Origin of the sequence: Anabaena sp. WA102 (genome assembly GCF_001277295.1) — a bacterium.
GTDB classification, from domain to species: Bacteria; Cyanobacteriota; Cyanobacteriia; order Cyanobacteriales; family Nostocaceae; genus Dolichospermum; species Dolichospermum heterosporum.
Genome location: NZ_CP011456.1, coordinates 2,387,405 through 2,404,152, shown reverse-complemented (window position 1 = coordinate 2,404,152; position 16,748 = coordinate 2,387,405). Strand labels below are relative to the sequence as shown.

Sequence of the window (16,748 nt, the reverse complement as noted above, 5' to 3'; positions counted from 1 at the left end):
CTAATCTAAAATCGAGAAGTCCGTTGATTAAATTGGTTTTTGGTTAGGTATACCAACCCCACGGGGAAAACTAATTGGTGTGCTGGATACTTTTCGCAAATAAAGACAATGACGAATACTATTACTCAAGGGAGTGGAAAATTCCTCAATTAATTCAATGACTCCACCTAATTGCTCAACAGCAGCCTCTAAACTTTCATTTTCTGCTTGAGTCCAAGTACCGCGATAAATTACCGCCAAACCGCCTTTTCTCACCAAAGGTAAGGAATATTCCGCACAAGCAGAAACATTACTCACAGCCCGAATTACAGCCAGATCATACTGTTGTCGGTGTTGAATTTGTTGACCAATTTCTTCCACTCTACTCAGTAAAGTTTTGGTATTACTTAGAGTAAGTGCTGATAAAACTGTCTCGATAAAGGTAATTTTCTTACCCGTAGAATCTAAAAGTGTAACTTGAGAATTAGGAAAAATCAGGGAAATGGGGATACCAGGAAAACCCGCACCCGTACCAATATCAATTATCCGCTTACCCTTTTCAATCCCAGGAATAAATACTTGTTTAGGTGCAATTCCCCGTAAAGAATCCCAAAGATGTTTTTCCCAAAATTCATCAGGTTCAGTAATGCGAGTTAAATTCAGTTGACGATTTCCAGCAATAATTAATTGATAAAGTTGTTGAAATTGATTTTTTTGCAAAACTGTTGGTTGCCAGTTCAGAGTTTTTTGCCATATTTCCGCCATTTCTGGCAAATTAGCTATTGGTAAGGATTCTAAATTCATTGGTTAAAATTAATTTTTTTAAGTTATTTTGGCGTTACTGATTAAGGGTATGAATTCATCCCTCCTTATCTGTGTTCATCTGCGTTCATCTGCGTTCAATTACTCTTAAAATTAATTTAGTCTCAAGCAGATTTTACCTCTTCTCCCTGACTCCTGACTCCTGATTTTAAAACCCCATGATCTAATGTCCAACAATAATCAGCTATTGGTAACATATCACCTGCATCATGTGTTACAACTAACAGTGTCCAATCTTTTTTCAGTTTGGCTAGTAGATTTATCAGTTGGCGACGCATTGACCAATCTAAACCCGCTGTAGGCTCATCTAATAATAATAAATTTGGTTGGCGAATCAATTGTACCGCTAAAGCCAAACGTCGCTGTTGTCCACCGCTTAAAGCATGAGGTGATGCAGATAAGGATAAATGATCTAATCCGACTTCTGTTAATGCTTGTTTAACCTGTTCTGTTCCCAGTTCAGGATGTCCTAAGCGTAATTCTTCTAAAATTGTCCCCCCGCAGAAATGGCGTTCTGGAAATTGAAATACTAAACCTGCTAATTGTTGTAATTGTTCAGCTATGAGTCCCTGTTCTCGCCAAAAAACCCCACCAGCAGTAGGGTCAGCCAATCCAGATAAAATTTCTAATAAGGTGCTTTTACCCGAACCGCTAGGACCAATAATTAAACCTAGTTTCTGGGGTGGTAATTCTAAATTTATAGCTTGGAGAATGGCTTTTGGGCAGGCTGTGGGATGATAAGTTAGATTTCTAAGATAGAGCATTTGTGTAAATTACCAAGTTATACTCAAAACGGCTTGATTGTTTGATTCTAAACCCCTACACATCTGGGTTCTTTGTCATTTGGCAAAAATTTAAATCTCACCCGTGTTTAGTATATGAAAATTTTTGGCGGAAATAGACTAATTTATAATTCACTATTTTGGCATTTTAGGTAATAGATACAACAATTTCAACCGTAATTATTCAGAAAGGCTATTATGTTTAAACAGGTTTTAATTCCTCAATTAAGGATATTCTGGCGATCGCCTACTTTATTAAGTGTGACTGTGACTACTTCCATCCTTTTGAATATGTTGGTAAATCCCTCCTTTGCGGGTGATCCCTTTCGGGGTCGAGAATCGCGGAAAATTGGCGATCGCACAGAAGCCGCTTTTCATGCTATTTTTCAACAAGGAAATTATCCCACAGCCAAAGATGCTTTACAAAAAGCCGCCTCTAGCGAACCCAATGAACCTCTAATTTACGCCATTCAGGCTTCTTTAGCATATCAAAATCAAGATAGTGCTAGTTTAGAAAAATACAGCAGCAAAACTCTAGAAACTGGACAAAATCTGATCGCCAGTGATCCATTGCGTGGTAACTTATATACTGCGGTTGGTCATTTTTTGACAGGGGCGGTAATTTTGAATCGAGAAGGAACTGTAAATGGTGTCCCCCAAGCTTTAAGTCGGTTGCGGAAAGTCTATACCTATCTTGACAGAGCCGAAGAGATTTCTGCCAATGATCCAGAGTTAAACTTGATTCGCGGCTATATGGATTTAATGTTAGCTGTGAATTTACCTTTTACTAGTCCAGATCAAGTAATTGAAAGATTGGAAAAAAATGCTGCTCCTAATTATTTAGTAAATAGAGGTATTGCTTTAGCTTATCGAGATTTGAAACAATACTCCCAAGCTTTAGATTATGTCAACCGCGCCTTAAAAACAACTGCTGACAACCCAGAAATTTACTATCTTAAAGCCCAAATTCTCCATGAAAAGGGGAAAGCGGAAAAAAGCCAGAATTTAATTAAGGAAGCAATAACTTATTTTGACAAAGCATTAGCCAAAAAATCCCAACTTCCTGCTAATTTAGTCAAACAAATTGAACATGAACGCAATCAGGCTTTTAGTAGTCAGTAGTCAGTTGTCAGTTGTCAGTTGTCAGTTGTCAGTTGTTAGTTGTCAGTTGTTATAAAATTCTGATTCTACCAATTACCAATTACCAATTACCAATTACCCATTACCAATTACCAATTACCAATTACCAATTACCAATTACCAATTACCAATTACCAATTACCAATTACCAATTACCAGTTACCCATTACAAAAATGCAAATTCAATTCCGCGAGTTTAATCCTTTTGATGTTTGGATTTGGTTTAAGTTCAGCAATGTTCCCTCCCAAAGGGAAAAACAATATGTAGAAGAAGTATTCAATTCCTGGTTTTATCTAGGTAAATTAGGGGGATTTAATGCTGAAAATTTGCAAATCCAAGACACAGGACTTGATATCAGCTATATGGACTATGATACCAAAGGCTATGATAAAAGTTTAATGGCTTTGATGCACAACATGGGTGAATTTGAATACGAAGGAGAATGGGGTCGTTGTTGGTTTGATTTAGGTACAAGTGATGCGATCGCCTTAGATATTCTTATCAACGCCCTCACTCAACTCACTGAAGAATACGTCACTATTGAAGAACTATACATTGGTGGCGAAAATCCAGATTGGCCTACAGAAGATAGTGAAAGTCGTCCCTCTTCCATTTACGATAATTAATTGTATTTATGAATAAAGAAGGTCAAATTCGGGTGATTGTTTTAGCACTCATCCGAGATGGTAATAGAATATTTGTTTCTGAAGGATTCGATTCGACAAAACAATCAACATTCTATCGGGCTTTAGGTGGTGGCGTAGAATTTGGCGAAACTAGCCGCATAGCCTTAGCTAGAGAATTTCAAGAAGAAATTCAAGCCGAATTAACAAATATTCGCTATTTAACTTGTATTGAAAACTTATTTACCTTTGACGGTAGACAAGGACATGAAATCATTCAACTCTATGAATGTGACTTTGCTGATTCCAAGTTTTATCAAATCGAAAGTTTAACTTTTGCAGAAACACCAGAACGTCAACATCGCGCATTGTGGGTAGATATTTCTCGGTTTAAATCTGGTGAATTAAGATTAGTTCCTGAAGTCTTTTTTGATTATTTGTAAACTTAGATCCCCGACTTCTTTTTTATCTTGTCACTAAATAATAAATTAAGTTGAGAAGTCGGGGATCTTAATCACTCAAGATTGCTATATTAAAACTAAAGGTAAATATAGGAAGTTAATTATGACTTTACAATTAGCAAAACCACACCTTAACATTTTTCGTCTCAATGTTTCTCAATACCATCAAATGAGCGAAGTCGGGATTTTTTCAGAAAATGATAAAGTAGAACTAATTAATGGAGAAATTATAGAAATGTCACCAATTGGTAGAAGACACACAGCTTGTGTAAATCGTTTAAATTCAGTTTTTTCGCAATTACTGGGTAAAAAAGTCATAATTGCTGTACAAAATCCGATTATCCTCAATAACTTATCTGAACCTGAACCAGATATCGCATTACTACAACCCCGTGCAGATTTTTATGAATCTGGACACCCCTCAACCCCAGGATATATTTCTCTTAATTGAAGTTGCAGATAGCAGAATATGATAGAGACGTAAAAATTCCTCTCTATGCTAGTAGTGGTATTACTGAAGTTTGGTTAGTTGATATTTATGAACAAGCGATTATTGTTTATCGCTACCCTAGCGAAAATGGTTATAGCGACATTCAAAAACTCAGTCGAGGAGAAAAAATGTCAATTCAAGCATTCCCCGAAATTAACTTAGTTGTAGATGATATTTTAGGATCAATAGTTTCATAGCCAACCTCTAAATAACATCCAATTCATATCTTCAGATATTAGTTATTGTTATTGAGATTGCAGAAATATTAATCAAAGCAATAATGTTTTCTTACGTCCCTGGTAACTTCCCATGTACAAGACATCCCAGCGGGAAAAGTTACTAAGTCTCCCTTACCCATTTGTACCGCTTGTCCTCCATCAGGAGTGACAATAGCATTACCTGCTAAAAAGTAGCAAGTTTCTTGATCATCGTAAGTCCAGGAAAATTTAGATATTTCCTTTTCCCAAATTGGCCAGTTGAATACATCTAACTCATTAAGATGTGCAAGATTTGGTTGATGTACGACTTTAATTTCCATGAGTTGTATTTAACAATAAGATTGGATGTCTTCTCCACACTTATCTACTAAATAACATAATGCGCGAAAACGCAAGCCGACAAACTGCTCATACAGTGGGTTGAGTTTGCACATAGGCGGAATGTGAGCAATTTTCCGACCAAAAACCACGATATCACGCGCAAAGGGACATTGGGCAGGAATTAATTTAGCAATTAATCTAGCAACTTGAGGATTATCAATTTCAATTTCGTCGAACCATTGACGAATTTTTTGCAATAAATCAAACTTATTTTTAACTGAATGGGTTTCTTTGATAGGGTTCACAAAACTAGAGAGAATCATTGGTTGACTATTTGTTTTTAGCATGATGGTAAGTCCTATGTAGATGAGATTGATAAAATTTTGCCAATGTGGCAATTTGCACAACAAATTATCTGGGAAATTTTCACTGAACTTAAAGAACGGTAAAGTAGTTGAACTAATTTTTATTTAAACTGGCTTTGTGTTGAAGAACTGTTCAGTTGAATACAAAATAACAAAGAAAATATAAAAATGGTATAGCCTTAGCTTATGGATTTCTGATATTGAATATAGTAATTTTATATATAAAATCCCCATGAATGGTTGAGAAACGGCACAGTAATTCCAGGGAGAATTGCTAGAAACACTGATGTATCTGGCTTTCTCCTCTAGCTGGACTGCATAACCATTAGGAGATGATGACATTAATTTTAGGTGATAGCAGATTCAGAAAAAAGTCGTGGAGGTTACTTTCTCGCAGGGAACAGGGAATAAGAAATTTTCTTCTTCTGACTCCTGACTCGGTGACTGGGCGCAGGCCCTGCGCCCCTACATCTGACAGCGCCCCTACCGCTGACAGTTTTCTAGAATATAACTACACAATTCGCAAAAACCATCTCCTTCCGCTGCTGTAGTTATATATGTAGGTTGATGTTGTAACTGATTTTCATAGCCGCGTATATTTGCCACACCTACGGAAATAGGAAAATAACGCTGGTTAAACAAACTTTCATCATTGGGACTGTCACCAACAGTGATCACCTGTTCGGGGAAGTAGGTGGGAAAATATTGACGTAGAACTTTTAATAAACCGACAGCTTTATTTTGTCCTGGGGGTTGAATATGACACTGAACGTTGCTGTAAGTAAATCCCCAACCCATCTGTTGACAAAGATTACCTATTTTTTGTAATTCGTCAGTTGTCAGTGAGGTAAGATCGAAAGTCCAGTCTGTGACTCGAAATAAATTATCAGCGGATTCTTGAATTTGTGGAAAATAAGTTTGTAAGTTAACAAAAGTTTTGGCTAAATCTTGACGATGGTTAACTAGGTCAGGAATATGGGTGAGTGTGACTGGATCAAAATTATCTGATGGATAAAATAAACCACCATTTTCGGCTATCGCACCGGCTATGGGCATTAAACTACTGATAGCGCTTACCCATCCAGCAGACCTTCCAGTAACAATCAAGACCGGAATTTTAGCTGTGGATAGCCTCTCCAAAGTATTTAGTAATTGAGATGTAAATTTGCCATTTTTAGTGATTGTTCCATCCATATCTGTTGCCAGTAGGTAAATATGATATGAATGCGTAGATATATCAGACAACTGCTGTATATTAATAAGATGCTTATCCAAGTCCCTAATAGGTTTGTACATATGATATTACCAAGAAAATGTAAAAAATATTTATACCACAGCAACCTACTAAGTAAGATTTGGGTATTATAAATATCAGTAGTTAATAATTTCAGGTTGTAAATTATGGTTAGTACGATTTTTCTGGCTCAATCTTCTGGATCTAAGACAACAAAGACAAATAAAGTCTCACCTGTTATCCACGAGTCTCAGAGTTTACCTCTACCATTGCTACTATTTGCGGGTGGAGGAATGGTTTTAGTGCTGGTTGCTGTGATTGCCTATGGCAGAATCCTCCTGCAAAGGGGTGATAAAAAACTTAAATTTGAACAATTCCGCACGCGAGAATTAGAGAAAAAGTTGAAGTTGGCTTTGGAAACTATTCGCAAAATGGAGACTAATCCAGATTTAGTTCACTCACGAGAATTTAACCTAGATTATCTGCGGATGCGAATGTCAGAGGAGGTATTCCATTTTGCTCTAGTTAATCAAATTAAAATCAAAGTTAAAGATAAGATTTCTCTATCACTGCGTCCTAGCCAAGCTAACCAAGGATCTGTAGGGATTTCTAGTAGCACAGGTAGGCAGGTAGATGAAACGTTTGATGTCGAGTATGAAACTGGTGTAGCGCCCAACATTGTCAAGCGGGTGCTGTTTCGAGCGCAAATTCGGTTAGTGAAGTTACCAACTCAAGCTACTTCTTCTACCATTACTCAAATTATTAATTGTATAGAGACATACCTTAGCCCCAGGGAAGATGACGATACTTGGCAACCTACTATTCAAGGTCGGATTGTTTATATACACTGGGATCAAAAGGCTAAACCGACTCCGTTGCTGGTACTAGAACAGTCAAATGAGGGGGTAAATGTGACATTTAGAACTAGCCGTCAAACTCCTCCGACGAAACAATAGTAGTTAGTAGATTTATCTGATGCAGTTACGATTCAGAAATAATCACCACTTTAAATTACTAACAAATATCGGAAAATTCAAAACAGAGACAGACTTTTGGTTAGCAAAATATAAGGCGTATTTAAGAAGACGGATCACCCAAATTATGAGTTATGCTTAGAAGGAATATTTTGAGCATCACGAGTAAGAAGACCATCTTCCATTTCCACAATGCGATCGGCAATATCTAAGATCCGGTTGTCGTGAGTTACTAATAAGATGGCAGTTCCCTGTTCTTTGGCTAGACGCTGCATGATTTCTACTACATCACGTCCTGATTGTTTGTCTAATGCGGCTGTTGGTTCATCGGCTAAGACTAGGGGAGGATGATTGACTAAGGCGCGAGCGATCGCTATTCTTTGTTTTTGTCCACCAGATAAATTATCTGGATAGTAGTTAACCCGTTCTTGCAAACCTACAGATGCCAGCATTTCCTCTGACTGAGAAATAGCCGTTGATTGGGAAATACTATTATTTAATTCCACAGCCATTTGCACATTTTGCCGAGCCGTTAAAAAACCCAATAAATTATGAGCTTGGAAAATATAACCAATCTTACGTCTCATGTGTACCAGTTTGTTTTGACTAGCACCACACAATTCATCACCTAAAAATTTTAAACTTCCCTCTTGTACCGACCTTAACCCACCAATCAAACTTAATAAAGTCGTTTTCCCTGAACCAGATGGTCCAGTCATAATCACAATTTCTCCGGCATATATTTCCAAACTAATATCAAATAGAATCTGTTTTCTCAGCGATCCTTTACCGTAGTAGTGATTGATATTTTTAATAGATATTACAGGTTCTTTGTTGATCATAATAGGGGAGTGTAGGAGTCAGAAGTTGGGGAAGTTGGGGAAGTTGGGGAAGTTGGGGAAGTTGGGGAAGTTGGGGAAGTTGGGGAATATTTCTTCCCAATGACCAATGACCAATAACCAATCTAAAAAATATCGGCTGGATCGGCAGAGCTTAATTTCCGAATAGCAATCATCCCGGAAATAAAACACATTAAAATAGTTAACATGATTACCATAATGGCGCGATTATAACTCATAAATATAGGCAAAAGTGTAGCATCTCTAGCAACATTATAAAGAACAAGAGCGCAGCCAAATCCAGGTAAATAACCAACAACAGCTAATAAAAAAGCCTCTTGAAGAATCACAGTTAGTAAATAATTTTGAGTGTAGCCTATAGCTTTGAGCGTAGCATATTCAGATAAATGATCATTGACTTCTGTATACAAAATTTGATAAACAATTACAGTTCCTACAATAAAACCCATAATTGTTCCCAAGGTAAAAATAAAGCCAATAGCCGTACTACTTGCCCAATAATTTCTCTCAAATTCAATAAATTCTTCCTTAGTTAAAACATTAATATCTGTAGGTAGATAACTTCGCAATTCTTGAGCTACCACTATGGGATCAGCCCCAGGTTTTAACTTAATAATACCAATATCAATTAATCCCCGTTGACGGTTATTAAAAATTCGCAAAAAGTTAACATCACTGGTAATTAAATTTCCATCTGCACCAAAAGATGCCCCTAATGTAAATAATCCACCCACCTGAACTTTTCTTCTGCGTACTTCTGCTGTGACAACTTTTCCGGCATTAAAACTATCAGCGATCGGACCATACTCTACCCTAGAAGAACGGTCATATAAAACCACATCAGGCAGTTTAAGTTTATTTAAATTTTCCTCAACTCCGGGTAAATCAAAAAGATTAACTTCTGGATTCATGCCAAAAATTAAGATACTGCGAGGACGACCCGTAACAGGATTTCTCCAGCTTGTATAGTCTAAATATATAGGATGTACTGATTGAACTGTGGGCAAATCTAACGCCTTATATAAACGCCGTTGGGAAAAGGTTTTCATAGCCAAAACAGCATTAGATTGACTGTTAATTAAAACCACATCGCCAACTAGACTACTGTGCATTCTGACGTTACTGTAATAGAGTGCATCTCGGAAACCTAGCTGCATGAACATTAAAATATCAGCAAAGGCAATACCTGACAAAGCTACGGCTAGGCGAGTTTTTTCTCTTGTCAGTTGTAGCCAAGATAAAGGTATTTTTACTGCCATTTTCTAAATCTTTTGATCTGGATACTAATTAAGTAGTTGAACATGAATATTTGGCATAGAAATATGATGTTAATTCTCATTAATTTCTACGGTGACTTTAGCGTTAGTTAAACCAGAAACTTGCTTGGTAAATTCTGGAGATAGGGCAATTTTCACTTCTACAACTCTGGCATCAATGTCTGCGGCTGGATCATTATTTAAGACATCTTTTTTGCCAATTTTTCTACCAATTGATGTGATTCTGCCTTTTAATTGACCGTTAAATGCGCCGTTGTCACTAGAGATAGTAGCAGTTTGACCTAAACGGACTTTATTAATACTATCTTCAGGAACTTCTGCAACTACGAACATCTGATCTGTTTGTCCGATTTCCGCAATTCCATTTGCTCCCATGATTTCCCCGGATTTGGTATGAATTTTTAATATTTCACCAGAACTAGGAGCTTTAACATAGCTTTGCTGAAGTTCTACTTGAGCTTTTCTCATTAAAGCAATGGCATTAGTAACTTGTGCTTGGGCTACTTGAACATTTAATGGACTAACTACTAATATTCTGCTCAATCTTTCTCTTTCTTCGTCTATTTGTCTTTGTAAAGTGGAGACAGTTTTGTTGCGGTTGGCTGTGGCTTCAATTAACTGCTGTTGTAAAGTGGCTAGGGTTTTAATTTGATTAGCTCTAGCTTCGGAAACTTGCTGTTGGATGGTATCTATTGCCCGTTTTAAACTAGCTTGACTTTCGATTAACTGTTGATTTGTAGTTAATGCACTTAAGCGGCGGCGATCGCGCTCTTGCTGAGAAATAGCACCTTGTTTGTATAAAAATTCATAGCGCCCATAATCTACTTGAGCGTTTCTTTGTTCGGCTCTAATCCGCTCCATATTAGCTTTCAAGGAATTTCTTTGTCCCATTAGTTCCGCTTCCAAACGGTTGACTGTAGCTTGTTGGGCAACCTTCTCACCACTTAACTGGGCAGCAATTCGGCTAATTGTTGCCTGTTGAGCCTCTTTTTCCCCCGCTAATTGGGCTTGTAACCGAGAAATAATGAATCTTTGAGCTTGAGCATCTCTGGGTGGACCAGCACTAACTTGGGCTAAATTTGCACGGGATTCTTGCAATTTAGCTTTGGCTTCTTCTACTACTGCCATACTAGTGTCGCGGCTATCTAAAATTGCCACAACCTGTCCTTGCTGTACTCGTTGTCCTTCTCTGACTAAAAGTTGCTGTACTCGTGAACTCCCTGATAAACCTGCTGGAGCAGAAAGTTTAACTACTTCTCCTCTTGGTTCTAAGCGTCCTATGGCAGTAATACTATTAGGAACTGGGGCTACAGATACAGTAGAAGTCAGTTTTTTTAATTGTTCCATTCTCGCTGTAGCTAAGAACCCAGCAGCTATAGCTACTGGCAAAGCTACGGCAATACTCAACCAAATTTTTGGCTGCTCAAGTGCCTTTTCTGGGGATTTTGATTTTTCATTCACCCTTGACATGATATTTAACCTATTTATCTGAATTATGGTGATGAAACTAAAAAAGTAAATTAGCTGTAATTAAAATCCACAGCAAACTTTATGTAAGACTTACACCTTTTGGGGCTTTTGTTTTGGCAAGTTTATAATTATTGTTGGGTATGATTAACCTTGCATAAACTACACTCTGTGATTATTCAGGTGTATTATCTTGACATGAAAATTTCTGTCTCAAAGCAACCTGGGATACAATAATTGGTAGATTTAATAAATCATTAGTAGTTGAGATTTCACATCTTATTTTTTAGAAGATGTGGGAAACTTCAAAAGTTAAAGTTTACAAGAGAAAATAAAACTTTTGAGTAAATAGGTAAGAATTTTAACAATTAATAATTACTAATTATCAGCCGAAACCAGACAACTAGGAATTTTAGTGATTAACGTTATTTTTCCTCCCAGAAGTCTCAGTGGTGATAACTTCATCTAAATTCTACATTTATCAGTTGAGGGAAAACGTAACGCATTTTACAGATAAGGTAATAGCAATTGGGAGCATCTTAGGACATCATGGCGTAAATAGGTTATTTTTTCTCAAAAAGAACAATAAATGGGGATAGATGGGTGTATAAATGGGGATTGATGGGCGTATAAATGGGGATTGATGGGCGCATAAATGGGGATTGATGGGCGTATAAATGGGGATGACTGGGTGTATAAATGGGGATGACTGGGTGTATAAATGGGGATTACTGGGCGTATAAATGGGGATTGATGGGCGTATAAATGGGGATTGATGGGCGCAGGCCCTGCGCCCCTACTTTCTGACTTTTTTGGGATAGACTGTATTTTTTTTTGGCGGGACTCACTAAAATCTAGCTTTTTTAACTATCAGGGAGAAATCCGCACCCTAAATTGGGTGAGCATCGCGCTAGGATGTAATACATTAACGGCATAATCTCAGATCATCAGTTGCTATGGAAAATTCCCCCATCAAGTCAGTTCAGGCTTCTTACTACGGCGATAGTTCCTACCGGACACCGCCACCAGATTTAGCTTCTCTACTTTTAAAAGAACGAATTGTCTATCTGGGAATGCCTTTAGTTTCAGCAGATGAATACAAACGGCAAATGGGCGTTGATGTAACCAAGCTAATTATTGCTCAGTTGCTTTATCTGAAATTTGACAATCCAGACAAGCCAATCTTCTTTTACATCAATTCAACGGGTACATCTTGGTATACAGGAGATGCGATCGGCTACGAAACGGAAGCTTTTGCTATCTGTGATACTATTAACTATATCAAAACACCCGTACATACAATTTGCATTGGTCAGGCATTGGGAACAGCAGCACTGATTCTATCTGCCGGAACTAAGGGTCAGCGAGCTAGTTTACCTCATGCCACTATTGTCCTGAATCAACCTCGCAGTGGTACTAGAGGTCAAGCAACAGATATTCAAATTTATGCCAAGGAAGTCTTAGCTAACAAAACGGCTATCTTGGATATTTTCTCTCAAAACACTGGACAGTCTCCTGAAAAGATTGCCAAGGACACTGAGCGGATGTTTTATTTGACTCCCCAACAAGCCAAGGAATACGGATTGATTGATCGCGTTCTCGAAAGCATGAAGGATCTGCCGAAACCTTTACCAATGATTGCTTAAGTTGGTTCTCATCATCTCTAATTTCTTCTAATTAACCCTATGGCTGTTGATTCATCACTAAAAGTTCCTTATAACATTCCTGGTGGTAACCAGTGGCAGTGGGTCAGTATTGATCAACGGATGGCGCAGGAGCGGATTCTCTTCTTGAATCGTCCACTGGATACGACTCTGGCTAATTCCCTGATATCTGCCATGCTGTATCTGGAGTCCGAGGATCAGAGTAAGCCAATCTACCTTTATATCAATTCTTTGGGTGATCCTGTGCTGGCTGGTATGGATGAAAGTTTGGGAATGATGTCAATTAGGGCTTGTTTGTCAGTTTATGACACAATCCAGTACATCAAGTCAGAAATTATTACTATCTGTTTGGGTCAAGCAGTGGGTATGGCAGCATTGATTCTATCATCTGGGGCGAAGGGAAAAAGATTCAGTCTACCTCATGCCAATATTGCTCTGACTCAGTCTAGTGTGGCTACTCAGGGTCAAGCAACAGATATTCAAGTGAATGCGGAAGAGGTGTTGCAGAAAGAAAAGATAATTTTTGATATTTTTTCCCAAAATACGGGACAGACAGCCGAAAAAATCTCGAAAGATAGTGAACGTATTTTCTATATGACTCCCCAGGAAGCGAAGGAATACGGAATAATTGATCGGGTGCTAGAAAGTACCAAGAATTTGCCAAGCTCTATTTGAGTTTGCTCTCTATTTTGGATTCTGGCTTCTCAACTTTGACGGAAATTCTCCAGTTCTATTTTCATAGTCTTCACTAAAATTGTCCTATGCCTATTGGTATTCCCAAAGTTCCTTATCGTCTCCCAGGTAGCACCTATGAACAATGGATCGATCTCGAAGATCGTCTATTTCGGGAGCGCATTATTTTTTTGACGGAGGAAGTAGATGATGGTATCGCTAATGCGATTGTCGCTTATTTGCTCTATTTAGATTCCGATGATCAAACTAAGCCAATTTATTTGTATATCAATTCTCCCGGTGGTTCGGTGACTGCGGGATTGGCGATTTACGATACTATGCAACACATTAAGTCTGAGGTGGTGACAATTTGTGTCGGTTTAGCTGCTTCTATGGGATCTTTTCTGTTGGCTGCGGGGACAAAGGGGAAGCGGATGGCTTTGCCTCACTCCCGAATTATGATTCATCAACCTTCAGGTGGAACTCGTGGTCAGGCAAGCGATATCGCCATTGAGGCTAGGGAGATTTTACGGCTTCGTCACCAGTTAAATCAAATTTATGTTGATAATACTGGTCAATCTTTAGAGAAAATCGAGAAGGACATGAATCGTGACTTTTTTATGTCTGCTCAAGAAGCTAAGGAATACGGTTTAATTGATCGTGTGATTGAAGAACGTATTTAAATAGGGGAAAATGATTCAAAATTCAAGCTGTAAGGTTCAAAAGTCTGAGTTTCTCGGTTTGAATTTTTAGTTTTGAATTTTGAATTGAAGTCAAATGAAGCAACATGGATCTTGAAGATTATTACCGGATATTGGGTTTAAGGTCGGGAGTTTCTTTTGCTGATGTTAAAGCGTCCTATCGCCGATTGGTTCAGCAGTATCATCCTGATATCAACCCAGATGATCTCAAAGCAAAAGATAAGTTTATTGCGGTAACTGAGGCTTATAAGTTTCTCCAAACGGTTTTACTGCCGGAGGAAATTAACCCAAGGACTAGTGCGACAGAAGTGCAAACTCAACCAGCAGCACCGAAAACAATGGTTACACCTCGTCCACAAAATTTGCAGGAGATTGAACAGCGGTTAAAGTGGAAGACTTATGAGCAATTACAGCGGTTTTTACAGGAAAAACGGTTTCCCCAGGCGATCGCTCTAGCAGAGGCTTTAGTGGCGCGTTTACCGGGGGATGGGGAGGTGCGTCAATGGTTGGCGATCGCTTATCAAATCTGGGGAAGAGCTTTAATTACGCAAAAACAACTCCCAAAAGCCAGAATTTATCTGAAAAAAGCCTTGAAAACTGACCCGTACAATAAAACTTTATGGTCTGAAATTCAGCAAGATTTTCAACGTTTGGAATTGAAGCTTTAGTAATGGGTAATGGGTAATGGGTGATGGGTGATGGGTAATGGGTAATGGGTGATTGGTAAGAGTTTATTATTGATTCATTCTTTATTTTTGAATTGTTTATTTCTGTGCGTGGATGTAATCTACAAAGTAGAATTTAGGAATGAGCGAAAATTTCAACCAACTGTAAGCACCTAAACCTAAAAGTGCAGTAATTAGCAGTGGCAAACCTAGCTGTAACCGCCAATGATCTGGTAATACAGCTACCCCAGATATAACAATTACAAAATATGCTAAAAGTCCTATTTGCAACCTTTCTAGATTTTTAACTGCGCTTCGACAACTACTACAATGCTGGGTATGTTGTTTATATCTATCCAACATTTCCCCATGATTATCATTAATAGGTGTAGGTTCACTGACATTAATTCCTACTTCATGCCAAGGCAATTTACCCTGACAATATTTATCAAACCAATTGCGAAATTCAATTACCAACTTATCAGCATTTGTTGGTAATTTATAAGCCGTTTTCCAACTTTCATGTAATTGTTTCTTCTGTAATAAATACTCTTGCTGATTTAGTAGCATCATATCCCCATCTAATACTAGATTTCTTTCATGAATATGATTCCACCAACGAGGAATAAAGCGATGTAAGGTCTTAGCAAAATTGCGGGAAAATTGAGCAACTATTCTCGATTTACCAGGAGATACAGGAATAGCATAAACCAGTAAACCTAATTTTTTGCCAGTATTACCAAGCTCAATTGTATATTCTAATCTACAAGGTGGTTCAAATGTAATAGTTGTGGGGAAACCCCTTTCGATATTTACTTCAATTAAATTAATGGTTGATTTGACTATATTAAGAGGTATAGGTCTAGCTTTTTCTCTATTACCTTGAACTCCATGATGAGAAAAAGGAACATGACTAGGATCTGCTACATTTTCTATTAATGTTTGCCAATCGTATTCCAAATCTCGAACATAATTAGACCACACAAATCCTTTTTCTGCGTCTATTTGGGGTGATAAAGGTAAGGGTGTATTTTCAGCTATTGCTGCTGTTTTTTGATCTGTCCACACCCAAAGTAGTTCCTGTTGTTGACGAACTGGAAAGGAAATAACACAAAAATTTTCTTGATTTTTGGCAATAAGTTCTGGGTTTTCTGCTTGGGGAACGCGCTGACAAATGCCATTTTCATTAAATTCCCAACCGTGATAACTACACATTAAGTTACCTGTTTTAGTTTCTATTCTACCTTCGCTTAATGGTGCGAGACGGTGGGGACATTGATCTAAAAATACCCGATATGTTTCTGAGTTACTGGGTTTCCAAATCACCAAGCGCATTCCTAGTAAAGTGAGGGATGTTGGTCGCTGGGGATTAATATCTTCGATTGGTATGAGAGGATACCAATGCTGAAAAAAGTTGAATTCAGATTGCATATTGCTTCTAAGAGATAAAACAAGTAGACTACTGATATTATATTGTTATCCCAAAAATTTTAATTTATCGGACTATTCAAATTCACCATGTCAAATCCCTTTTTTCCTGGTAAATCAGTTCCTCCAGAACATTTTGTCGGACGCACATCAGAAATTAACTTTGCTTTTGACCAAATCTGTAACCGTAGTCATTTTGCCATTTGGGGTGGACTGGGAATAATGAGTAAAACCTCATTTTACAATAATCCCCAACAATTAAATTATCAGGTTGTATAAAAAATTATATGTCCCAATCTATCGCTGTCACCGTTAAGTTATTTGCTGTTTATCAAGAAGTTTATGGGGTGAATGAGTTAGTGTGGGAGTTTCCCTATGGTACACCTGTGCAAGCTGTGTGCGATCGCCTAATTAAGGAACATCCAGAACTCAGCCAATGGCGTGAAATAACTCGTTTTGGTATCAACTTACAATTTGTTGAACCAGATACCATTGTTCAAAATGGTGACGAAGTAGTGTTAATTCCACCTGTAAATGGTGGGTAAAAAAAGCTTTTCTTTTCTTCGGAACGCTTTGCACATCCCAAGAGTCCCACCTTTAAGCC

The 16,748-nt window shown here is 37.9% G+C and carries 22 protein-coding genes; 13 read left to right on the top strand and 9 right to left on the bottom strand.

The genetic code is table 11. From position 1 onward, the window contains the following. Positions 1-27: 27 nt before the first annotated feature. On the bottom strand, positions 28-783 hold the full coding sequence (rsmG, locus tag AA650_RS10400; protein ID WP_199308475.1) for a 16S rRNA (guanine(527)-N(7))-methyltransferase RsmG: 756 nt from the start codon (positions 781-783) through the stop codon (positions 28-30). 122 nt (positions 784-905) lie between these two features. Beyond that, positions 906-1,565, bottom strand: coding sequence for an ABC transporter ATP-binding protein (locus tag AA650_RS10395; protein ID WP_053538965.1), 660 nt, complete (start codon positions 1,563-1,565; stop codon positions 906-908). Between the two features lie 216 nt (positions 1,566-1,781). On the opposite strand from AA650_RS10395, the gene AA650_RS10390 reads away from it, so the two are divergent. The 6 genes from AA650_RS10390 (at position 1,782) to AA650_RS29300 (ending at position 4,495) form a co-directional block, all read left to right on the top strand. Continuing rightward, complete coding sequence (locus AA650_RS10390) at positions 1,782-2,705, top strand: Sll0314/Alr1548 family TPR repeat-containing protein (RefSeq protein ID WP_053538964.1); 924 nt, start codon at positions 1,782-1,784, stop codon at positions 2,703-2,705. An 11-nt stretch (positions 2,706-2,716) separates the two neighbouring features. Then, a complete protein-coding gene (locus tag AA650_RS28685) occupies positions 2,717-2,923 on the top strand; it encodes a hypothetical protein (RefSeq protein ID WP_053538963.1) in 207 nt (68 codons plus the stop codon). After that, on the top strand, positions 2,898-3,350 hold the full coding sequence (locus AA650_RS10380) for a DUF3531 family protein (RefSeq protein ID WP_039201939.1): 453 nt from the start codon (positions 2,898-2,900) through the stop codon (positions 3,348-3,350). The genes AA650_RS28685 and AA650_RS10380 overlap by 26 nt, the downstream gene beginning before the upstream one ends. 8 nt (positions 3,351-3,358) lie before the next feature. Continuing rightward, complete coding sequence (locus AA650_RS10375; RefSeq protein ID WP_053538962.1) at positions 3,359-3,790, top strand: NUDIX hydrolase; 432 nt, start codon at positions 3,359-3,361, stop codon at positions 3,788-3,790. Between the two features lie 121 nt (positions 3,791-3,911). After that, positions 3,912-4,259: a Uma2 family endonuclease gene (locus AA650_RS29305; RefSeq protein ID WP_335337443.1), complete on the top strand. Its 348-nt coding sequence runs from the start codon at positions 3,912-3,914 to the stop codon at positions 4,257-4,259. Positions 4,260-4,261: 2 nt separating this feature from the next. Beyond that, a complete protein-coding gene (locus AA650_RS29300) occupies positions 4,262-4,495 on the top strand; it encodes a Uma2 family endonuclease (protein ID WP_335337442.1) in 234 nt (77 codons plus the stop codon). Positions 4,496-4,563: 68 nt separating this feature from the next. Here AA650_RS29300 and AA650_RS10365 read toward each other — a convergent pair whose 3' ends face one another. The 3 genes from AA650_RS10365 to AA650_RS10355 form a co-directional block, all read right to left on the bottom strand. Next, positions 4,564-4,836, bottom strand: a complete 273-nt coding sequence (locus tag AA650_RS10365; RefSeq protein ID WP_053538961.1) for a cupin domain-containing protein — start codon at positions 4,834-4,836, stop codon at positions 4,564-4,566. Between the two features lie 9 nt (positions 4,837-4,845). Continuing rightward, entirely contained in the window at positions 4,846-5,184 is a 339-nt protein-coding gene (locus tag AA650_RS10360; RefSeq protein WP_053538960.1) for a Mo-dependent nitrogenase C-terminal domain-containing protein, read from the bottom strand. 501 nt (positions 5,185-5,685) lie between these two features. Then, positions 5,686-6,498 carry an HAD-IIB family hydrolase gene (locus AA650_RS10355; protein ID WP_053538959.1) on the bottom strand — a complete coding sequence of 271 codons (813 nt, stop codon included), beginning with the start codon at positions 6,496-6,498 and terminating at the stop codon, positions 5,686-5,688. Positions 6,499-6,603: 105 nt separating this feature from the next. On the opposite strand from AA650_RS10355, the gene AA650_RS10350 reads away from it, so the two are divergent. Next, positions 6,604-7,392 (top strand): hypothetical protein, encoded by a 789-nt coding sequence (locus tag AA650_RS10350; RefSeq protein ID WP_152540406.1) that lies wholly within the window; start codon positions 6,604-6,606, stop codon positions 7,390-7,392. 143 nt (positions 7,393-7,535) lie between these two features. Here the strand turns inward: AA650_RS10350 and AA650_RS10345 are convergent, their stop codons facing one another. The 3 genes from AA650_RS10345 to AA650_RS10335 form a co-directional block, all read right to left on the bottom strand. Next, on the bottom strand, positions 7,536-8,252 hold the full coding sequence (locus tag AA650_RS10345; protein WP_027400919.1) for a DevA family ABC transporter ATP-binding protein: 717 nt from the start codon (positions 8,250-8,252) through the stop codon (positions 7,536-7,538). Between the two features lie 122 nt (positions 8,253-8,374). Further along, positions 8,375-9,529 (bottom strand): ABC transporter permease DevC, encoded by a 1,155-nt coding sequence (gene devC, locus AA650_RS10340; protein ID WP_039203688.1) that lies wholly within the window; start codon positions 9,527-9,529, stop codon positions 8,375-8,377. Positions 9,530-9,598: 69 nt separating this feature from the next. Beyond that, on the bottom strand, positions 9,599-11,017 hold the full coding sequence (locus tag AA650_RS10335) for an HlyD family efflux transporter periplasmic adaptor subunit (protein ID WP_053538958.1): 1,419 nt from the start codon (positions 11,015-11,017) through the stop codon (positions 9,599-9,601). A 953-nt stretch (positions 11,018-11,970) separates the two neighbouring features. Here AA650_RS10335 and AA650_RS10330 point away from each other — a divergent pair. The 4 genes from AA650_RS10330 to AA650_RS10315 all read left to right on the top strand — a co-directional run bounded on the left by AA650_RS10330 (position 11,971) and on the right by AA650_RS10315 (position 14,719). Then, positions 11,971-12,660, top strand: a complete 690-nt coding sequence (locus AA650_RS10330; protein ID WP_039202028.1) for an ATP-dependent Clp protease proteolytic subunit — start codon at positions 11,971-11,973, stop codon at positions 12,658-12,660. A gap of 39 nt (positions 12,661-12,699) precedes the next feature. Then, the gene (locus tag AA650_RS10325) at positions 12,700-13,353 is read left to right on the top strand and encodes an ATP-dependent Clp protease proteolytic subunit (protein ID WP_053538957.1); all 654 of its coding nucleotides are present in this window, start codon (positions 12,700-12,702) and stop codon (positions 13,351-13,353) included. An 86-nt stretch (positions 13,354-13,439) separates the two neighbouring features. After that, entirely contained in the window at positions 13,440-14,033 is a 594-nt protein-coding gene (locus AA650_RS10320; protein ID WP_027400925.1) for an ATP-dependent Clp protease proteolytic subunit, read from the top strand. Between the two features lie 104 nt (positions 14,034-14,137). After that, complete coding sequence (locus AA650_RS10315) at positions 14,138-14,719, top strand: J domain-containing protein (protein ID WP_053538956.1); 582 nt, start codon at positions 14,138-14,140, stop codon at positions 14,717-14,719. 96 nt (positions 14,720-14,815) lie between these two features. Here AA650_RS10315 and AA650_RS10310 read toward each other — a convergent pair whose 3' ends face one another. Continuing rightward, a complete protein-coding gene (locus tag AA650_RS10310) occupies positions 14,816-16,147 on the bottom strand; it encodes an aromatic ring-hydroxylating dioxygenase subunit alpha (RefSeq protein WP_053538955.1) in 1,332 nt (443 codons plus the stop codon). Positions 16,148-16,234: 87 nt separating this feature from the next. Between AA650_RS10310 and AA650_RS10305 the strand changes: the two genes are divergently transcribed. Then, complete coding sequence (locus AA650_RS10305) at positions 16,235-16,423, top strand: hypothetical protein (RefSeq protein WP_053538954.1); 189 nt, start codon at positions 16,235-16,237, stop codon at positions 16,421-16,423. Between the two features lie 8 nt (positions 16,424-16,431). Continuing rightward, positions 16,432-16,689: a MoaD/ThiS family protein gene (locus AA650_RS10300; RefSeq protein WP_053538953.1), complete on the top strand. Its 258-nt coding sequence runs from the start codon at positions 16,432-16,434 to the stop codon at positions 16,687-16,689. Positions 16,690-16,748: the final 59 nt, after the last annotated feature.